The following is an 18,720-nucleotide window of genomic DNA, read 5'->3' as shown; positions in this document are numbered from 1 at the left end:
GGGCTGGACAGGTGTCCTCTTCGGTCAGTGGCGGCGGCCGGTGAGCCGGGACAGCAGGAGCTGGGAGAAGATCCAGCGCCGCATCGCCCCGAGGTGGCCGGGCGAGCCGTGCACGTCGTCGAACGTCTTCACGCGCAGGTCGGGCAGGGCGGCCAGCAGCTCGCGCTCGGCGGCCGGGATGATCTCGTCGCGGCCGCTGGCGACGTACCGGACCGGCACGTGGACCTGCCGCAACCGGTCCGCGCCGAGGGCGTGTCCGGGCAGCTCGGACCAGAGGGCGTCGTGGTCGGCGGCCCCCGTCAGGCGGCACAGCGTGTCGACGGTGATCCGCGGGATCCGGGGCCGCCAGTCGGTGTCGGTGAAGAAGGCGCCGACGGGGGCGCCCACGGTCAGCACCCGCCGGATGCGCGGGTCCTCGGCGGCGGCGCTCAGCGCGAGGTGGCCGCTGAAGCTGAGGTTGAGCAGGGAGGTGTCGGCGACGTTCGCCCGGTCGGCCAGCCGGTCGAGCAGGTGCGGCAGCAGCTCCCAGGAGTCGGGCCGGTAGGTGAGGGTGTTCTCGCCGACGCCGGGGAACTCCGTGACCACGGCGGCGAACCCGAGTCGGCCCAGCAGGGGCAGGAGCGGCGCCCACTGTTCCTTGACGCTGACGATGCCCCCCATGACGACCAGCAGCGGGCGCCGCCGGGCCGGGTGGAGTCCGGTGGTCCAGCAGGCCAGCGTGCCGTCCTGGAACGGGATCTCCAGGCGCTCGATGCCGCGGCCGCGCCGCCACTTGTCGAAGGTCTCCACGCCGAGCTTGCCCGCGGCCGCGCGCACCGGGTCTGCGTGGTACGGGAAGCGGGCGAGCGCGAAGTGGGCGCAGGCCTCCAGGTGGCGCCCGCGCAGCGCGGCGGCGCGGCCGGCCCGGGTCCAGGTGACGGCCCACGACTCGGGGTCGCCACGCCGGTCGTTGGTGATCCGGGACAGGATGCGAGCGGCCGTGCCCGGTGCCATGCCCTGGCCCCGGGCGTGCAGGAGAGCGAACTCCTTGAGCTCCGAGAGGTGATGCTCCGTCAGGTGCTGTTGGTCCATGATGGCTCCCCGCTGTGTGCGATCAGTGTCCGGGCCCCCGCTTGCGGGCCGGTTGTACGGCCGCCGGCCGGGGTGGGCGGCTCACCACCAGTCATCGCCGCCGCGGCGGTCGTCCTCCTCGGCGCCGAGCGCCTCGGACAGGGCGTCGACGATGCCCGCGTCGAGCATGGTGTGCGCCTGGGTGTCCGTGGTGACGCCGAAGCCGGAGTCCCCCACAGCCACGCTGACCGTGTACTGGTCGAGCAGCGCGTAGGTGCGGAAGGACCATTCGCTGCCGGTGCCCGGGGTGCCGTCCGGGCGGCGTACCCCGGTGGGAGTGCCATCGGTCTCGAACCCGAAGTCCGTGAACCGGAACTGCATGCCGAGCCCGATGGCCTTGCTGTACGCCTCCTTGAGCGTCCACAGCCGCACCATCGCCGGATCCCGGTCCTCGGCCGCCATGGCCTCGATCAGTTCGGCCTCGCGCGGGGTGCACAGATGCCGTCCGAGTCCCGCCCCGTACAGCGACCGGTCGGCACGTTCGGCGTCCACGCCGATGACCGCGCCGGTGGCGAGACCCACAAGCAGCAGGTCCTCGGTGTGGCTGAGACTGATCTGCACGCCGTCGTAGCCGTGCAGATACGGGCGCCCCGAGGGGGTGTAGCCCAGTTCCACCGACTGGGGCGGCACGTGCAGCGCGGCGCCCGCGGCGAACTTCAACAGCACACGGGACGAGGCGAACCGGGTGCGCACCTGCGGGTGCGTCAGGTCCAGGTAGCGGGCCCAGTCCCGGCCGAGCAGCGTGCGCAGCCGCGGCCCGCCGGCCCGCTCGGGACGCCAGTCGTCCAGGCGTGCGTAGAGGATCGCGGTGGCGTGGGTGGCGAGGTCACGTCGGACTCTGTTCCAGTCCCCGCGCGGTCCGGTGATCACGATCGGCTCGCCGAACGTTCGGCTCGGGGAGGGTTTCCCTGGAGCCGTCATCGAAGTCCTCCATGGTCTGCCGGAGATCGCCGAGCAGGTCGGCGGCGGCCGCCCCGTCGATCACCCGGTGGTCGAAAGTGAGCCCGAGCCGCATGACCGGCGCCGCCACGACCCGCCCGTCCCGTACGACGGCGCGGTCCAGGACGCGCCCCGCGCACAGGGTGACGGCGGTGCCGCCCGCGGAGTGGAAGCCGTCGACCGCTCCGTGGCCCAGGGAGCTGACCGAGACGGTGCCGAAGACTTTGGGGCGGCGGCGGGGGTCGCGCAGGGCCGCCGCGAAGGCCGCCCGGCCGAGCGGGACGGGCAACCGCCCCAGCATCCGCACCCCTGTGAACTCCGGGAGTTCGGCGGTGTGTTCGCCCCGGTAGCGGTCCACCTGCTCCTGCACCTGGTCGAGCGAGAGCTGCTCCACTCCGGCCACCAGGGCGGACAGCACGGTGCGTTCGCCGTCCACGGTGCGGTCCAGGGCCAGCTTCGCGGTCACCGAGTCGAACCGTACGGTCCGGGGGCGGCGCAGCGCCGACGGCCAGCCGGGCGCCATGACCGCGTTGGCCTCGGGGTGCCGGGCCAGGGCGCGCCCGGTCGCGTGGAGCAGATAGCTGACGATGGAGTAGCGGATGCCGTCGGCGCGGGCGGCGGCCCGGTGCGCCTGGATCCGGGTCATGTCGATCTCGGTGTCCAGGTGCACGGGCCGCTGTGCGGCCGCCCACTCCAGGAAGTACAAGGTGTGGCGGCGGCGCCGTTCCAGGTGCCGCCGCGGCGCGGTCGTCATGCGGGGACCGCCAGTTCGTAGAACTGCCGCAGGCTGCGGGCCTCCAGGACGCGGCCGACCGGGATGGTGAGGCCGGTGGCCCCCTCCACCGCGGTGACGAGCTTGAGCAGGTGCAGCGAGTCCCACTCGGGCAGTTCGTCGAAGTCGGCGGCGACCTGCTCGTCGGTGACAGGCAGACCCAGTTCGTCGCGGACGGTCGTGACGAAGTCGGCCAGGCTGTAGGCGGGGCGGGTGGTGGTCATATTCTCTCCAGGGCGAAACCGGCCTTGATCCACTTGCTGGACTCGATGGCGACGGCAAGAGCCTTCTGGCCGGCCGACATCTTCTCCAGGAGCCGCTCGATCTGCAGGAACGGCAGCGCGTTGCCGTTGTTGCCGGTGTCGGCGACGCAGGAGATCTCGGTGGCCGTGGGCACGTCGAGCTGTTCGGTGATCTTGCGGGTCATCCGGCCGGACAGTTGCGGCGGCAGGATGTAGTCCAACTCGTCCTGGCGCCAGTCGAGTTCGCCGAGCAGCTCCCAGAGGATCTCCACGGCCATCACCGGGACGTGCTCCTCGATGGCCTTGTAGTCCTCGGTGAGGGCCTGCCGGTCGTCGTAGCGGTCGGCGAGGCCGAACCACTCGATGACCTGGCCGGGCGGGCGGCCCAGGCCGGTGAAGCGGTTCAGGACGTGGCGCAGCACGACTCGGGCGCCGAGCGGTTCGTCGGTGAGCACGGCGGCGCCCGCGCCGTCGCCGAACAGCACGAAGTTGACCAGGTCGCTGGGGGCCGCCTTGGCGAGGTCGCGGTCGACGTCGAGGTGCTTGCTGCACACGTCGCCGCCGACGACCAGGCCGGTACGGTACTCACCGGACGCGATGAGGGTGCGGCCCAGGCTGAGCGCCTGCACCGCGCCCGCGCAGCCGGACTGCAGCTGGAACGTGGGCACCTGGTCGAGGCCGAGCAGGTCGACGACGTTGTTGACGGTGGCCGGCATCAGGGTGTCCGGGGTGGCGGTGCCCAGGACGACGAAGTCGATGTCGCCCGGGTCCGCCTCGGCGGCGGCGATGGCGCGCTCCCCCGCCTGCGCGCACAGGTCGGCCAGCGACCAGCGCACCGCGCCGGTCTTCAGGTCCCGGGCGAAGTGCCGGGTCCTGGTGCCGATGAACATCTCGATCCATTCCTCGTTGGCGCCCAGCACCCGGGCCAGTTCGGCGTTGCCGACCGGGTTGCCGGGCAGGGCGGTGCCGACGGCGGCGAGATGGACCTGACGGTCGTGCGGATGGTCGCTCATGCTGTCCTCTCCTGGGTGCTGTCGGACGCGGGGGCGCAGTACTCCCGCAGGAAGTCCACGAGGTCGCCGACCGACGCGAGGCGGGGCAGCATGTCCTGCACCGTCAGGGCCGCGAGGGCGGGCAGGCGTTCCTCCAGGCGCTTCTTCAGCTCCATGACCATCACGGAGTCGAAGCCCAGGTCCTCGTAGAGCCGCAGCAGCGGGCCGAGTTCGGAGACCTCGTAGCCGCCGACCTGTCCGATGGCGGTGAGGGCGGTCTCGGTCACCGGGTCCGTCGGCGCGGGTCGCTCCAGGACGAGCACCGCGGTGTCCGCGGCGCCCTCCGCCGCCCGGGCCGGCGTCTCGGCCGCGACGCCGGTCAGCGGCGCGCCGGGGCGGCGGGCCGGGCCCGCGGTCCAATACCGGTGCTCGTCGTTGAAGGCGTACGGGCTGAGCCGGTACGGCGTCTGGTCGCGGGCCGGGTAGAGGGCGTCCCACCGCGGGTCCAGGCCGCCCCGATACAGCGCGGCGACGGTGTCCGCCAGGTCCTCGCCGCCGGATTCCGCTCCCCGCACCGGCGCGGTGACCACCGGCCGGGTCCCTGAGGCCGGGGGCGGCAGTTTGCGGGTCAGCGAGGAGAGCACCGGTGACGGGCCGACTTCCACGGTGTGGCTGGGCCCGGCCTCCCCCAGGGCGGTGAACGCGTCGGCGAACAGCACCGGGCGGCGGATGTGCGCCACCCAGTAGTCGGCGTCCATCGCCTCGCCGTCCAGGAGCCTGCCGTACAGCGTGGAGTACAGCGGCACCTGCGGCACTCCCCCGCCGACCTCGCGGGCGACCTCGGCGAAGTCATCCAGCATGGGGTCCATCAGATGCGAGTGGAAGGCGTGCGAGACGCGCAGCGTCCGGGTGCGGATGCCGTCCCGCTCGAACTCCTTGGCCAGACGGTGCAGCGCCTCGGCGTCGCCGGACAGCACGGTGGCGCGCGGCCCGTTGACGGCGGCGATGCCGACCTCCGGCTCGTCCGCGAGGTGCTCGGCGAACTCGTCGCGATCGGCCAGGACCGCCAGCATGCCGCCGCCGTCGGGCAGTTGCTGCATCAGCGCGCCACGGGCCGCGATCAGCCGCGCGGCCGCGTCCAGCGGGAACACTCCGGCCAGGCAGGCCGCCGCGTACTCGCCGACGCTGTGGCCGAGCAGCAGGGAGGGCTGCACGCCTAGTTCCTGGAGCGTGCGGCCGAGTGCGTAGCCGACGGCGAACAGCGCGGGCTGGGCCCACCGCGTGAGGTGCACCGACTCGTCCCCGGTCAGGACGAGGTCGCGCACCGAGCGCCCGGTGTGCGGCCGGAGCGCGGCGTCGGCCTCGTCGAGGAAGTGCCGGTACAGCGGCGAGTCCTGGTGCAGGCCCGCCATCATCCGCGGGTACTGGGAGCCCTGCCCGGTGAAGAGGAACGCGGTGCGCGGGGCGGTGCCGGCCTCCCCGGTGAGCGCGGCGAACAGGGCGGGGTCGGCGGCCGCCGCCCGCAGCCGCTGCACCAGCGTCGCGGTGTCCGGGGCGCTGACCGCGAAGCGGTGCCGGTGACCGGCCTTGACCCGGTGGGAGGTCCAGCCGACGGGGCCGACGGGGGACCGCCGGGCGCCCAGCGCGTCGGCCTGCGCGTGCAGGTTGCGGCGCAGGGCCTGCGGGCTGGGGGCGGTCAGGGTGAACAGCGCGCTGCCGATCCCCCGGGGCCGCTCGTCGCCCTCGGCCGCGGGGCGCACGGCGGTCGGCGGCGCGGACTCCAGGACGGCGTGGGCGTTGGTGCCGCCCATGCCGAAGCTGCTGAGCCCGGCCACGCTGGTGCCACGGGGCAGCCGCAGCGGGGCCTTGAGCAGCCGCAGCCCCTTGCCGCGCAGGTCGAGGCGCTCGTTCTCCTTGGCCGCGAACCGGCTTGCGGGCACGGTGCGGTGGTGCAGGGACAGCGCCACCTTGATGAGTCCGGCGATGCCGGCCGCGCCCTCCGTGTGCCCGAAGTTGCCCTTGACGGAGCCGAGGGCCATGGGCCGTCCTGCGCGCCCGGCGTGGTGGTGGCCCAGTGCTGATACCTCCATCATGTCGCCGAGCACGGTGCCGGTGCCGTGCCCCTCGGTGAAGTCCACCTGGTCCGGATCGACCCCGGCCCTGCGGTAGGCGGCGCCGATGACCTCCTGCTGGGACCAGCGGTTGGGCGCGGTGATGCCGTTGCTGCGGCCGTCCTGGTTGACGGCGCTACCGCGGATGACGGCGTACACCTGCTGGCCGTCGGCGAGCGCGTCCTCGAGGCGGCGCAGCACGACGGCGCCGACGCCCTCGCCGCGGCCGATGCCGTCCGCCTGGGCGCTGAACGGCTTGCACCGGCCGTCCGGCGCGGACAGTCCGGCCTGGTTGTAGAAGATGGACAGGGCGGGAGTGAGCGCCACGTTGACGCCCGCCGCGATGGCGTAGTCGCACTCGCCGGACAGCAGGGCGTTGCCGGCCAGGTGCACGGCGACGAGCGACGAGGAGCAGGCCGTGTCCACGGCGAGGCTCGGGCCCTTGAGGTCCAGGTGGTAGGAGACCCGGTTGGCCGTCATGCAGTAGCCGTTGCCGGAGCCGACCTGGGCGCTGACCCGGTCGTAGTCGGTGAGGTGCAGCTGGGCCCACTCGTTGCCCATGATGCCGACGTAGACACCGGTGGAGGTGCCGGCGAGCTGCTTGGGGGCGATCCCCGCGTCCTCGACGGCACGCCAGGCGCACTGCAGGAGCAGCCGCTGCTGCGGGTCCATGGCGGCCGCCTCACGGGGTGAGACGGTGAAGAACTCGTTGTCGAAGGCGTCCGGGTCGTCGATGAACCCGCCCTCGGTGGTGTTGGCGCGTCCTTCCGCCGGGGTCGGCGAGTGGAAGTCCGCGGCGTCCCACCGCTGTGCGGGGACCCGGGAGACCCCGTCCCCCGAGCGCATCAGCAGGTCCCAGAAGGCGCCCGCGTCGGGCGCCCCCGGGAACCTGCAGTCGAGACCGACGATGGCGATCCGGTCCATCAGCCCGCCGCCGGCTCGGCCAGGCTCTGTGCCAGATGGGTGGCGAGGGCCTGGACCGTCGGGTAGTCCCAGGCGACCGTCGGTTCCAGGATCAGGTCGAAGTCCTCCTCGATGTCGCCGCACAGGCTGAGGGCGGCGACGGAGTCGAGGCCGTACTCGGCCAGCGGCACGCTCGGGTCGATCTCCTGAGGCCTGCGCTTGAGGTAGAGGGCGATGCGGTCGGACAGCCACACGGTCAGTTCTTCGGTGGTGCGTCCGGCGGTGGGAACGGGCATTCTGCGCTCCTCGGAAGGGTTCCTCGGTCGGTCAACTCGGCTGGCCAAAGCGGTGGTTCAGCCTGCCAGCGGGGTGTTGTAGAGGTCGTAGCTACGGGCGTCGCGGAAGCGGCGCAGCACCTCGTCGTGCAGCCGCGTCTCACAGGCGGCCGGCAGGTCGGGCAGGGTGTGGCCCAGGCGTCGGCCGAGGCGGTGCAGTGCCGCGGCGAGCCAGGCCGGATCGGCGAGGAAGTCGTCCTGACCGCCCTGCGCCTGCTGCCACACGCCGATCACCGAGGCGGCGGCGAGCAGCACCGCGTACCGGTCGGCGAGGGCGAAGGTGGCCGGGCTGGCCAGGGCCGTGCGGTCCTGTGGAGCGAGGTCGAGGCTCTGCTCCTGGATCTGGCGCAGTTCGTCCATGAGGCGCAGCGCGGCGCCGTGCGCCGCCCGCTCCTGCGGGCTCGAGCTGGGCAGCCGGTCGACGGCGGCGACCAGGGAGGCGCTCAGGCCGTCCCGGCCGCTGGCGAGGGTGAGCCGGTCGAAGGCGACGTCGGGCAGGTCCTCGCGCGGCCGGAACAGACTCGCGGGCGCCGGGTCGTCCTTGAACCAGGACCGGCGGGCGAGCCGGGACAGCTGCGGGATGATCGTGGCCTGGCAGGCGGCGGAGCCGGCGTGCCCGAGGCTGAGCACCGGCAGGTCACGCACGTGCTTCTGGAAGATCCCGAACTCGCCCTCGCGGGTGTAGAACCGGGCCCCCAGTACGATCGAGAGGTCGTACATGGCGTCGGTGAGCATCTTGGGGACCAGGTACTTGACCACGGCCGCGTAGACGCTGGTCTCCTCGGGCAGCACGTGGACGGCGCGGGTCGCGGCCAGCGAGAGGCTGTCGCAGATCAGCAGGTCGAGGAAGGTCGTCGACAGGGTCGCCTTGGCGTGCGGGATGTCCATCACCGACTTGCGATACAGCTGCCGGCCGAGGGCGAAGCCGGTGACGGTGCGCAGGGCGGTGTCGGTCGCGCCGAGCGCCATGCCGGGCACCGCGCTGCGGGTCACCTGGAAGGCGCGCAGGGCCAGTTCGACGCCCTTGCCCTCCTCGCCGACGAGCGCCGATGCCGGCACCGGGCAGTCCGCGAAGTCCAGGCCCGACAGATGGCAGCCGCGCACCCCGACCGCGTCGTAGCGCGGCAGGACCTGGAACCGGTCCTGGTCCAGGGTGTCCCGCTCGGCCAGGACGACGGAGTGGCTGCGGCTGCCGGGTACCGGGCTGGTCCGGCTGAACAGCACCCAGGCCGCGGCCCGGTCGGCGTTGTTGATGACCTGCTTGGCGCCGTTGAGGAGGTAGCCGCCGTCCACCGGGCGGGCCTGGAACTCATTGCGCACGAAGTCGTTGCCGTGCGCGAGTTCGTGGTAGGCCACCGACACCTTCTTGCCGTCGAGCAGCAGCTCGGCGAGGCGTCGTTGCTGCTGTTCGGTACCGGAGCTCCACACGTTGACGGCCGCCATGAAGGAGGTGACGCCGTAGCCGAGACCGAGGGCGATGTCGCGGCGGAAGACCTGGCGCATCACCCGGACCAGAGTGTCGATCCGCTCCAGGCGTCCGCCATGGTGGACCGGCACGAACTCGGCGTTGAGCCTCAGCTCGTCGAGGGCGCGCTCGCCCGGCTCGGACAGCTCCCCGCGCTCGTCGTCCGCGAGCAGTGCCGCGTACGAGATCTCCCCCCGCTCGTCGGTGGGGTCACCGAGGCGCTGTTCCAGCTCGGCGACGCGGGCGACGGCCCGGCCTTCCTGGCCGCCGGGCGGGCGGGTTCCCTGTGCTCCGGCGGACGCTCCGTGCGGCCCCTTGGCCGCGGTACCGATCAGCATGGCGTCCTCTCAGTTGCATGCGTTGGGCGCGTCGGCCACCGGCTCGGCCGGCGTTCCCGGCAGTCGGTGGGGGTACAGCGAGAAGAGCTCGCCTGCACGCCGGGCGGTGATCATGTAGTCGAGCAGCGCGTCGTACGCCTCGTCGTCCGCGCCGCCGCCTTCGCCGAGGCGGTCCAGGATCCGGTCGAGGGCCGCTCGCAGCCACAGCCCGTCCCGCCACAGCGGTTCGGTGGCGGTGCCCGCGAACTGCGCCGCGCTGTGCGTCCACAGGCCGAGGCAGACCGCCGCGGCATGGCACAGGGCGTAGCGGCGGGCCACCTCAAAGGCGGCGGGAGGCACGTCACCGACGAGCCCCTGCCACTGCTCCATCTCCTGGTGGACCCGGTCGACGATGTCCGCGACACGGCGGGCCGCCGCGGCGGCCAAAGCCAGCGCGGGCCGTTCGCCGGCCAGCCCTTCGAGCCGGGCCACGCACGGCTCGAAGCCGGCCAGGACACCGCTGCCGCGGCGCGCGACCAGGGACAGCCGCCCGGGGTCGAGCCGGGGCAATGGCGTGGACAGGTCGTAGGCGGCCGCGGCACCGGCCACGTCGCCGGTGCCGCGCTGCCGTCCGCGTACCAGTGCACGGAACTGGTTGACCAGGGAGTTGAGGTTCACCAGCGTGTTGCCGTCGAACATGCCGACGATGCGGTGATCGCGCTCCACCTTCTGGAACATGCCGTGCGCGTGCACGCCCTTGAGGAAGGCGCGGGCGCCGAGCACCCGGGTGAGCCGGAAGAGCACGTCCTCGGTGCCGCTGGGCAGCAGGTACTTGGTGACGGCCGCGGTCACGCTCATCTCGTCGGTCTGGGTGTGCACCAGACGGGAGGCGGCGATGCCCAGTGCCTCGTGCAGCAGCACGTCGGCCGCGGCGGTGCCCAGCACCTGGCGGGCCTGCGGCAGCTCGACGAGACGTCGGCCATACAGCCCGCGGTCGAGAGCGAAGTCGAGGACGATGCGCAGACCGTGGTCAGCGGCGCCCAGGGACAGGGCCGCGCACATGGTCCGGGTGAGCTGCAGCGCCTTGAGGACGATCTCCAGGCCCGCGCCCTGGGTGCCGACGAGCGCGGACCGGTCGACGGCCGCGCCCTCGAAGGCGATGCCGGAGATGTCCGCGCCCCGGATGCCGTGGGTGCGCACCTTGGGCAGATGGCGGTACATGGCCGGGTCCAGCTCGCGCTTGTCGACGAGCAGGATGCTGAAGCCTCGCGGTCCGCCGGCCGGGTCGGTCCGGGTGAGCAGGGACAGCAGGCTGCCCCTGGTCGCGTTGTTGATCAGCCACTTCTCACCGTCGACCAGCCAGCCCCGCTCGCTGGGCGTGCCGTGTACCTCGCCGGCGAGCAGGTCGCTGCCGTGGGCGCGCTCGGTCAGGCCGAGCGAGACGGGTACCCCGGCGCGGATGTCCGCGCCGAGCGCGGCGGCCTGCTCGGGGGTGCCGGCCACCCAGACGCAGATACCGCCCAGGTAGGTCTTGCCGTGCCCGATCGCCACGGTGAGGTCGCGGCGGGCGACGGCGCGCATGACCTGGAGCAGCGTCGCGTAGTCGGTCAGCCTTCCGCCGTGTTCGACCGGTACGTAGTGACCGGGGAGCCCCCAGTCGTCGAGGCGGCGGCAGATGTCGGCCGGGAACGCTTCCTTGTCGTCGAGCTCCACGCATCGCTTGTACGAGAACCAGCCGCCGGGGGCATCGGGGTCGCCGAGGAACGCGTCGAGTTCCTCGGCGACCGACACTGTGGGCTCGGCCATGTCAGGCCGTCGCGGCCAGGGCGGGACCGGAGGCGTCCGCGACGATCTGGCGGACGGCCGGCTCCAGCACCTCGTACAGGGGGGTGAGCGCACCTTGCAGGAACAGCTTGCGCATCAGGGTGCGCTGAATCTTCCCGCTGGTGGTCTTGCGGATGGTGCCGGGCCGGACCAGGAGCACGTTGCCCGCCGGGACGTTGAGCTGCTGCCCGATGTGGCTCTGGATGGTCGTGGCCAGGCTGCGCAGGTCGCCGTCGACGGCGCTGATCCGGACCTCCTGCACCACGACGAGGTGCTCGCGGTCGGTCTCGACGGTGAACACCGCGCCGGAGCCGACGCCCAGGGCCTTGTCGGTGGCCTGCACCGCCCGCTCGACGTCCTGCGGGTAGAGGTTGCGCCCGGAGAAGATGATCAGCTCCTTGAGACGACCGGTGACGTAGAGCTCGCCGTCCTCCAGGGCGCCGAGGTCGCCCGTACGCAGCCAGCCGCCCGCATCCTCGCCGCCGTCGCCGTCGGTGATGTGCGCGTCGAAGATCTCCACGTTGGTCAGCGGGCGCTTCCAGTAGCCGCAGGCCACACTGTCGCCCTTGACCCAGATCTCGCCGACCGAGCCCTCCGGGCGTTCGATCCGGGTGTCGGGGTCGACGATCTTTACCGTGAAGTCGTGGATGACGCCGCTGCTGACCAGTTCCCGGCGCCGTCCTTCGGCCACCGGGTCGGTGAGCGTGCCCTGTTCGAGGGCGGCCACGTCGACGGTACGCACGGCGGGGCGGCGGTCCTTGGGGGTACCGGAGACGAGCAGGGTGGTCTCCGCCATGCCATAGCAGGGGAAGAACGACTCGGGCTTGAAGCCGACGGGCGCGAAGCGCTGGGTGAATGCCTCGATGGTCTCGCGGCGAATCGGTTCTGCACCGTTGGCGGCGCACGCCCAGGTGGACAGGTCGAGTTCGGCGAACTGTGCGTCGGTCACCCGCCGCACGCACAGGTCGAACGCGAAGTTGGGGCCGCCGCCGATGGTGACGCCGTAGTCGCCGATGGCCTTCAGCCAGCGGTGCGGGCGGCGCAGGAAGGACGTCGGGGAGAGCAGCACGGCGGAGCCGCCGATGTACAGCGGGTGCAGGATGTGCCCGATGAGACCCATGTCGTGGTAGAAGGGCAGCCATCCGCCGAACCGGGTCTGCCCGTCGGTTCCGGCGGCGTTCTGGATCGCGGCCTCGTTGGCCAGCAGATTGCGGTGCGAGACCATGACGCCCTTGGGGTCGCTGGTCGAGCCGGAGGTGTACTGCAGGAACGCGAGGTGCTCGGGGGTGAGGTCCGGCACCCGGTAGGCGCTCGCGTCACTGTAGTCCGCGGTGTCGGTGGCCAGGCACAGCACGTCGGTGAAGCCCTCGGAGGCGAGCCAGGCGGATATCTCGGGCGCGTTCGCCGAGTCGGTCAGCACCGCGCAGACCTGGGCGTCGCGCAGGATGCCGGACACCCGGGTGAAGTGCTGGCCCTGCTCGGTGGGCAGCGGGGCGGGCACGGCGACGGAACCGGCGTACAGGCAGCCCGTGAACGCCTTGATGAAGTCGGTGCCCGAGGGGTACAGCAGGAGCACCTGTCCGCCCGCGGCGCCGTTCGCCTGCAGCCAGGCGGCGATCCGCCGGGCGTCCCGGTCGAGCCCCGCGTACGACAGGTGCTCGGGGACCGAGCCGTTGGCATCGTCCGGCAGAAAGATGAAGGCGTCCTCGGCACCGAGCTCGGCCGCACGGTCCAGAACCAGTTCCGTGAAGGTTCGGAAGCTTGTCAACGTCTTTGCCTGACCTCTCCGAGATCCGCAGGCGTGGTGCCGGCGAGGGCTGTCTGGGACGTGTCCGAGCCTCGCCCGCTGCCCTAAGGCGCCGCTTGTGCTGCCCGGCCGGGTTCCGCCGGCCCTCGGGCGGGCGGACATGCGGCTGCCGCCCGCCAGAGGGGGGGCTGGCGAGCGGCAGTCGGCACGCGCCGCACGCCAGGGGCGTACGGCTCCCGGCTCCGGGCGGACCGGCCGGCCCCGGGCGCGGCGGGGGATGGTGACGCGCCGGGACGATGCCGGTCCCCGGCCGGAGCCGGGATGTCTGCGGGGTACGGGGTCAGACGGCGGGCGTCACGGGTGGTGTGAAGGCCGCATGGAGCGTGACGTGGCCGGGCCGCGGCGGCAGCCGGGTGAGGTCGTGGCGGAAGTCGAGGGAGCCGTCGTCGCCCCTGCGCACGGTCTCGAAGCCCAGCGACGGGTACAGGTCGCGGACCTTGCCGTTCTTGGCGGTGGGCCGGTACGAGGCGACGACGGCCGGTGCCGCGGTGTCCCGGGCGTGGGCCAGCAGCGCGGCCAGGACGGCCTGTTCGATGCCGCGGGCGAAGACCCGGCAGCTGAGCAGGACGTTGTCGATGCGCAGCGCGTCCGGCCCGCGCTCGGCGAACACCGCCCCGACCAGTCCGTTGTCGCCGAAGCGGTCCGCGGACCGGACGGCCAGGACCAGATGGCGCGGCGAGTTGAGCAGGGCCCGCACCTCGTCGGTGCCCAGCCGCCGGGTGGTGAGGTTGAACTGGTTGGTGCGCAGGGTGATCTGGGAGATTCGGGGCACGTCCGCCTCGGTCACCGGTGCGACGGTGACCCGGACGTCCAGGGCCTGGAGATACTCCTCCATCGACGCGGCGCCGTCCAGGAGTTCCAGGCGTCCGGCGTCGGCCCGGTACTGGCCGGCCCGGCCCCGGTCCGCCTCGGTCAGTTCGCGGACGTCGAACCAGCCGTCGGCGAGCAGCCGATCGATGTGCAGGGCGGGCTCCTCGTCGAGGCGGACCACGGCGATCTCGGGCACGGAGGTGGCGACGAGTCCGCACTCGAAGGGCGAGTCGTCGACGAACACGAAACTGTCCGTGCCGAGGTTGAGCCGTGCGGCCATCTCCCGCAGATTGCCGTCCTTGTGCTGCCAGTTGGCGGTGATCCGCACGAAATCGTCCGGCCGCAGCACCATGTCGGGGTGGTCGGCGAGTACCCGCTCCACGGGCTCCTGGTCGTTCTTGCTGCACACGCAGAGCAGAACGCCCTGGGAGCCCAGCTGGCGCACCACCTTCTGGAAGGCTTTGAAGGCCTCGCCCCGGTAGGTCCCGGCGACGGCGATGCCATCGGGGCCGTCGTCGCCGAGGATGCCGTCCCACAGGGTGTGGTCCAGGTCGACGACGAGCACCTTCTTGGTGCGGCCGCGCAGCGCCCGGGCCAGGTGCGCGACCTCCCGGGCGTACCGGCCGAGCAGTTCACCGCCGAGGTGTTCCTTGGTGTAGACGGCGAGCCTGCTGTCGCGGGCCGGGCCCGACTCCGCGGTCAGCGGATCGAGGTCGACGACGTGCACCCGGGGGTGGGCCAGCGCGATGCGCAGGATTCCGGTGTTGAACTCCCGCCACAGCACCGACAGTTCGGTGCGCGAGCGGTGGTCGACGAGCTGGCGCAGGTGCCCGGGCAGCAGCGGCAGGGTGTTGAGCACGAGGGTTCCCGAGCCGTCGCTCACGTACGTCTCGGCGAGCCGCTCGAGCAGGCCCAGCTTGGCCGCGACCGAGTCGGCGACGTCCGACACCCGCCAGGGCTGCGGGAGTTCGTCGAAGACGATCTGGGCGTCGAGCACGACGAGCGACAGGTCGGTGTCGTCGGCGTACAGCGGTCCCGCGGTGTCCTGCAGATCGCGCCGCCAGCCGTCGTACTCGCCGTGGGTGGCGCGCAGCGGGATGCCGTGGCGGGCCAGCTCGGCGGTGAGCGGGCCGGTGAGCGCGTCCAGCGTGCCGTGTCCCGACACCGTGACGTTCAGCGGCCGGGCGACGGGGTGGGCGGCGTGGATGCGGGCGGGGTCGACCCGGGCGAGCAGCCGGCCGGCGCGGGCCAGGTCGGCCGCGGCCGCGGGCCCCTGGGCGAGTGCGGCCAGCAGGGCGCCCACCGCGGGGAACTCCTCGGCGAGCCGCCCCTCGGTGTGCAGGGTACGGATGCGGTCCAGCGCCTCGGCACGGTCGGCGGGAGCGGGCCTGGTCGTCACGGGTGCGCTCACGGACTCTTCCTCACTTCGCTGCTCGCTTGTCTGACGGTCGGCCGGCGCCGCGGCGCTCAGGCCGCGGCCACGCGGTCCTCGGTACGGCCGCCGCTGAGGCGGTCCCAGGTGCGGCGGCGCAGCCGGCGACCGGCCACCCGGTACAGCAGGCGGACGGGCCCGGGCAGCCGCCCCAGGAACTCGTCCCTGCGGTCGGTCCCGGCGGCCTCGCCCAGCGCGGCGAGCATGTACAGGCGGTGTGCCCGGGGCACGGCGGCCCGGCCGCGCTCGCTCAGCCGCGCCCACTGCGCCGCGGTGAACCGGCCCGGCACCAGCGGCAGGATGTGCCGCTCCTCGTCGCCGAGGTGCTCCTCCAGGGCGGGCAGCAGGGCGGCGCAGGCGTCCGCCACCTCGCCCCTGAGGTCCGGCTCGGCCCGGGCGCCCCACTGCGGCAGGGCCCGTTCGAGACGGCCGAGGGCGTCGGCGATCCGCTCGTGCTGTTCCTCCATCCGGGCCACGAGCCCCGCGTCGACGGCCGGATCGGCCGCGAGCCGCGGCCACACCAGCTCGTCCTCGGCGAGGTGATGCTCCGTCAGCATCTGGCCGAGCGCCGCCAGATGGTCGGCGACGAAGGCGGCACGCGCCGTGTCGCCGGCGGCCACCGCCCGGACCACCGCCGGCGCCGCCGCGTACTCCTGGAGGAACAGGCGGTGCACGACCACCATCTCCCCGGTGTCCGGCGCACCCCGTCCGTTGCTGGCCGACATCCTTCTCACCCTGGCCTTCGTGGTCGGTACGTTGCCGCCGGATCGTGTCCGGCCGGCCTTAAGCGCTTCTTGCGCCCGCATTTTCGCTACATACGTTTCGTTATTCACGGTACGCGGGTCTCCTGCGATTACGCAACGCGCGTTTCGTAATTGGCTCGGACCGGCGGCCCAGCGGGGCCCCGCTTGAGCCGCGCCGGCGCCGGAGCGGTTGGTGGGTGCGGGTGCCGGTGGCCTCGGGCGGCGTCCGCCGCCGGAGGCCACCGCCGTCCCGGCCCAACGGGGGGGACGCGCATGCGCCGCGTCTCTTTGCGACGTCCCCGTCGACGCGCCCCGGCCAGGTGGGGGCCCGCCTGACCGATTTCGAGCGCGCACACGCCTGGAACCCGTTCCTGGTCGAGGCCTCGGGACAGGCCAACCCGGGTACCCGCCCCGCGTTGCGCTTCTGGCGGCCGGACAGCGGCCGGGAGACGGTCGCCCGCCGTCCCGGACAGCGAACCCGGCCGCTGCTGCGGTGGCGCGGCCGGCCGGGCGTCCCGGCCCTGTCCGCGGGAGCGGTGGCGGCGGGCACGGACACGACGGCGTCGGCCGCGCACTGCTCCGGGTCGTACACCCCCGGCTCCACGGCCGACCGGGCGGAGTCGGGTTCACCCCGCCAGAGCCTGCCCGCCACGTGCACGTCGTCCCCGGCATGGTGTCTCCTCACTGGTGGCGATACGCACCCGGAGCCTGCCGCCGATCCGTGTGGCGCACGACCGCAAGCGGCGCTTTAGCCGGGCCCCGCAGGCTCCCGGTGACCATCACGTCCGTGGAGAGGCAGGGGCTGTGGGCAGGAACACGCCGCCCGGCTCGTCCCGGCGCTCTCCGCCGAACCGTCGGTGGACTGCGCCGGCCCGCTGAAGGTCCCTCCCGGTGCATGACTGCCGCCAGAGCGCGGCCAAGGGGGCGCTCCGGCACGCCATGAGAACCGGGCTGTCCTGGCCACCGTGGATTTCCGATTCCCCTGTGAACGGTTCCCGACGGGGCCGTGGAAGGAGCGCAACGCCATGCGCCGCATCTCCTCCGAGGTCCAGATCGACGCCAGCGCCGAAGAGGTGTGGTCCACTCTGACCGACTTCTCGCGGTTCCATGAATGGAACCCCTTCCTCGTGGAGGCCTCAGGCCGGGCACTTGTCGGCCAGCGCCTCAGCCTGCGGTTCCGCCTGCCGAACGGCGGCCGCGAGATGGTGTTCAAACCGACCGTGCTCGTCAGTGAACCAGGACGCCTGCTGCGCTGGCGCGGCCGCCTCGGCGCTCCGGGAGTCTTCGATGGCCTGCACAGCTTCGTGCTGACGCCCCGTGACGGGGGCACGCACGTCCTGCAGACAGAGACGTTCACCGGCGTGCTCGTGCCCGTCACCGGCCCGCTCATCCGGCAGAGCGAAGTGGGCTTCACCCGGCTCACCGACGCGCTGAAGACGCGGGTCGAGGCGCGGGCCACCGTCTGAGGCCCCGTCTTTGCGGAGAAGGTCCGCAAGAGCCTCTTTAGTCCGCGTCGGGACGATCCGGCCCACCGTGCTCCTCCTCCGGAAAGGCAGCAGTGACGATGGCTAATGAGCTGACCGCGCAGGTGTGCGTAGTCGGAGGAGGGCCCGCGGGTCTCACGCTCGCCGTGGAGCTCGCCAAACGTTCGGTCTCCGTCGTGGTCCTGGAGCAGAGCGGCCACTTCGACCGGTCGTTCCGCGGCGAGTCCGTCTCCCCCGACTCGGTGTGGCTCCTGGACCGGCTGGGTCTCCTCGACCGTCTCGACGGCGCCTACCAGCAGATGCACCGCATGGAGATCGTGGACGCGGGCAGCACGGTGCTGCGCGCCGACTTCACCCGCTTCCCCTACCCGCACCCCTACCCGGTGGAGCTGCCCCAGCCCGCGCTGCTTTCAACCCTCGCCGGCATGGGCGAGGAGCACGCGGAGCACTTCGCCCTGGTGCGCAGGGCCACGGCGACCAGCCTGGTGGAGGAGGACGACGGGACCGTGTCCGGGGTGCGGGCCCGAACCCCGGACGGCGAGGTGACCGTGCGGGCCGCCCTCACGGTGGCGGCGGACGGCCGGTTCAGCAAGGTACGGGAGATGTCCAAACTCCCCTACACCCGCGTCCCGTTGGAGCGGGACGTCGTGTGGCTGAAGCTGCCCTTCCCCAAGGAGTGGGACAACCGTACGTACCGCATCCGCATCCGGGGCGACCAGCACGGGCTGTTCATCCCCACGCACCCGGACAGCGTGCGGGTCGGCTTCAACATCCCCAAGGGCGGCCTCAAGGAGCTGCGCGCCCAGGGACTGCCCGCCCTGTACGGGCGCCTGGACCGGCTGGCCCCCGAGCTCTCCGACGCGGTGCGCTCGGAGATACGGAGCTGGTCCGACACCTCCATGCTGGACATCTTCACCACGCTGGTGCCGCGCTGGCACCGCCCCGGGCTCGTCCTGACCGGCGACGCGGCGCACACCCTGACCCCCATCCTGGGCCAAGGCGTCAACCACGCCATCATCGACGCGGTGACGCTGGCACCGCTGGTGCAGTCGGCCTTCCGGGCCGGCGGCACGCCCGAGCAGCTGACGCACGCGGCCGAGCGGTTCCAGCACGCGCGCGAGACCTCGGTGGGCAAGTCCCGCGGGCTCCAGCTGCGCCAGGAGCGGCTCTTCGCGCTGCACGGCGCGGGCGGGATCCTGCGGCGCGCCCTCTACCGCGTGGTGGACCACAGCCAGTCGCTGAAGCAGCGGGTGCTCGCCGGCGCCTACTTCCAGCTGCAGAAGCCGGGCCCGCACAAGGCGGCCGCCCAGCGCCCGGCCAGCCGGGTGTGACCCGGCCGCACAGCATTTGTCCCGCCGCCCCGGAAGGGGCGGGGCGGCCAATTGAGGGCGGAGCCGCGCCCGACGCCGCCCGGGCCCCCGCGCCGGGGCCACC

Annotated in this window: 14 protein-coding genes; 2 read left to right on the top strand and 12 right to left on the bottom strand. The window is 72.8% G+C overall.

The genetic code is table 11. The features are described from left to right. Positions 1–24: 24 nt before the first annotated feature. From ACWDUZ_RS27035 to ACWDUZ_RS26980, 12 genes are all read right to left on the bottom strand, one after another. A complete protein-coding gene (locus ACWDUZ_RS27035; protein ID WP_451634402.1) occupies positions 25–1,071 on the bottom strand; it encodes an alpha/beta fold hydrolase in 1,047 nt (348 codons plus the stop codon). Positions 1,072–1,152: 81 nt separating this feature from the next. Beyond that, on the bottom strand, positions 1,153–2,031 hold the full coding sequence (locus tag ACWDUZ_RS27030) for a 4'-phosphopantetheinyl transferase family protein (protein WP_451634401.1): 879 nt from the start codon (positions 2,029–2,031) through the stop codon (positions 1,153–1,155). Beyond that, complete coding sequence (locus ACWDUZ_RS27025; protein ID WP_451634400.1) at positions 1,937–2,803, bottom strand: 2-oxo acid dehydrogenase subunit E2; 867 nt, start codon at positions 2,801–2,803, stop codon at positions 1,937–1,939. The genes ACWDUZ_RS27030 and ACWDUZ_RS27025 overlap by 95 nt, the downstream gene beginning before the upstream one ends. After that, positions 2,800–3,045, bottom strand: a complete 246-nt coding sequence (locus ACWDUZ_RS27020; protein WP_451634399.1) for an acyl carrier protein — start codon at positions 3,043–3,045, stop codon at positions 2,800–2,802. Before ACWDUZ_RS27020 ends, ACWDUZ_RS27025 begins: the two co-directional genes overlap by 4 nt. Further along, on the bottom strand, positions 3,042–4,076 hold the full coding sequence (locus ACWDUZ_RS27015) for a 3-oxoacyl-ACP synthase III family protein (RefSeq protein ID WP_451634398.1): 1,035 nt from the start codon (positions 4,074–4,076) through the stop codon (positions 3,042–3,044). Before ACWDUZ_RS27015 ends, ACWDUZ_RS27020 begins: the two co-directional genes overlap by 4 nt. Further along, entirely contained in the window at positions 4,073–7,090 is a 3,018-nt protein-coding gene (locus ACWDUZ_RS27010; RefSeq protein ID WP_451634397.1) for a type I polyketide synthase, read from the bottom strand. Before ACWDUZ_RS27010 ends, ACWDUZ_RS27015 begins: the two co-directional genes overlap by 4 nt. Next, a complete protein-coding gene (locus ACWDUZ_RS27005; protein ID WP_451634396.1) occupies positions 7,090–7,365 on the bottom strand; it encodes an acyl carrier protein in 276 nt (91 codons plus the stop codon). The genes ACWDUZ_RS27010 and ACWDUZ_RS27005 overlap by 1 nt, the downstream gene beginning before the upstream one ends. A gap of 57 nt (positions 7,366–7,422) precedes the next feature. After that, the gene (locus ACWDUZ_RS27000; RefSeq protein ID WP_451634395.1) at positions 7,423–9,207 is read right to left on the bottom strand and encodes an acyl-CoA dehydrogenase; all 1,785 of its coding nucleotides are present in this window, start codon (positions 9,205–9,207) and stop codon (positions 7,423–7,425) included. A gap of 9 nt (positions 9,208–9,216) precedes the next feature. Beyond that, positions 9,217–10,992, bottom strand: coding sequence for an acyl-CoA dehydrogenase family protein (locus tag ACWDUZ_RS26995; RefSeq protein WP_451634394.1), 1,776 nt, complete (start codon positions 10,990–10,992; stop codon positions 9,217–9,219). Between the two features lies 1 nt (position 10,993). Continuing rightward, complete coding sequence (locus ACWDUZ_RS26990) at positions 10,994–12,778, bottom strand: fatty acyl-AMP ligase (protein WP_451634393.1); 1,785 nt, start codon at positions 12,776–12,778, stop codon at positions 10,994–10,996. 319 nt (positions 12,779–13,097) lie between these two features. Beyond that, the gene (locus ACWDUZ_RS26985) at positions 13,098–15,038 is read right to left on the bottom strand and encodes an HAD-IIIC family phosphatase (protein ID WP_451634392.1); all 1,941 of its coding nucleotides are present in this window, start codon (positions 15,036–15,038) and stop codon (positions 13,098–13,100) included. Between the two features lie 56 nt (positions 15,039–15,094). After that, a complete protein-coding gene (locus ACWDUZ_RS26980) occupies positions 15,095–15,784 on the bottom strand; it encodes a hemerythrin domain-containing protein (RefSeq protein ID WP_451634391.1) in 690 nt (229 codons plus the stop codon). A gap of 1,043 nt (positions 15,785–16,827) precedes the next feature. Here ACWDUZ_RS26980 and ACWDUZ_RS26975 point away from each other — a divergent pair. Beyond that, on the top strand, positions 16,828–17,268 hold the full coding sequence (locus tag ACWDUZ_RS26975) for an SRPBCC family protein (RefSeq protein WP_451634390.1): 441 nt from the start codon (positions 16,828–16,830) through the stop codon (positions 17,266–17,268). A 98-nt stretch (positions 17,269–17,366) separates the two neighbouring features. Continuing rightward, positions 17,367–18,617, top strand: coding sequence for an FAD-dependent monooxygenase (locus ACWDUZ_RS26970; protein ID WP_451634389.1), 1,251 nt, complete (start codon positions 17,367–17,369; stop codon positions 18,615–18,617). Positions 18,618–18,720 lie beyond the last annotated feature (103 nt).

It is taken from the genome of Streptomyces sp. NPDC003393 (genome assembly GCF_053589015.1).
The sequence above is the reverse complement of the archived record's forward strand: the minus strand, read 5'-3'. Positions and strand labels throughout refer to the sequence as shown.

Excerpts from the sequence above, each read along its gene's own strand:
- ACWDUZ_RS26975 (WP_451634390.1), top strand. The coding sequence starts at position 16,828 with ATGCGCCGCATCTCCTCCGAGGTCCAGATCGACGCCAGCGCCGAAGAG.
- ACWDUZ_RS26970 (WP_451634389.1), top strand. The coding sequence starts at position 17,367 with ATGGCTAATGAGCTGACCGCGCAGGTGTGCGTAGTCGGAGGAGGGCCC.
- ACWDUZ_RS27020 (WP_451634399.1), bottom strand. The coding sequence starts at position 3,045 with ATGACCACCACCCGCCCCGCCTACAGCCTGGCCGACTTCGTCACGACC.
- ACWDUZ_RS26980 (WP_451634391.1), bottom strand. The coding sequence starts at position 15,784 with ATGTCGGCCAGCAACGGACGGGGTGCGCCGGACACCGGGGAGATGGTG.
- ACWDUZ_RS27015 (WP_451634398.1), bottom strand. The coding sequence starts at position 4,076 with ATGAGCGACCATCCGCACGACCGTCAGGTCCATCTCGCCGCCGTCGGC.
- ACWDUZ_RS27030 (WP_451634401.1), bottom strand. The coding sequence starts at position 2,031 with ATGACGGCTCCAGGGAAACCCTCCCCGAGCCGAACGTTCGGCGAGCCG.
- ACWDUZ_RS27000 (WP_451634395.1), bottom strand. The coding sequence starts at position 9,207 with ATGCTGATCGGTACCGCGGCCAAGGGGCCGCACGGAGCGTCCGCCGGA.
- ACWDUZ_RS27005 (WP_451634396.1), bottom strand. The coding sequence starts at position 7,365 with ATGCCCGTTCCCACCGCCGGACGCACCACCGAAGAACTGACCGTGTGG.
- ACWDUZ_RS26995 (WP_451634394.1), bottom strand. The coding sequence starts at position 10,992 with ATGGCCGAGCCCACAGTGTCGGTCGCCGAGGAACTCGACGCGTTCCTC.
- ACWDUZ_RS27035 (WP_451634402.1), bottom strand. The coding sequence starts at position 1,071 with ATGGACCAACAGCACCTGACGGAGCATCACCTCTCGGAGCTCAAGGAG.
- ACWDUZ_RS27025 (WP_451634400.1), bottom strand. The coding sequence starts at position 2,803 with ATGACGACCGCGCCGCGGCGGCACCTGGAACGGCGCCGCCGCCACACC.
- ACWDUZ_RS27010 (WP_451634397.1), bottom strand. The coding sequence starts at position 7,090 with ATGGACCGGATCGCCATCGTCGGTCTCGACTGCAGGTTCCCGGGGGCG.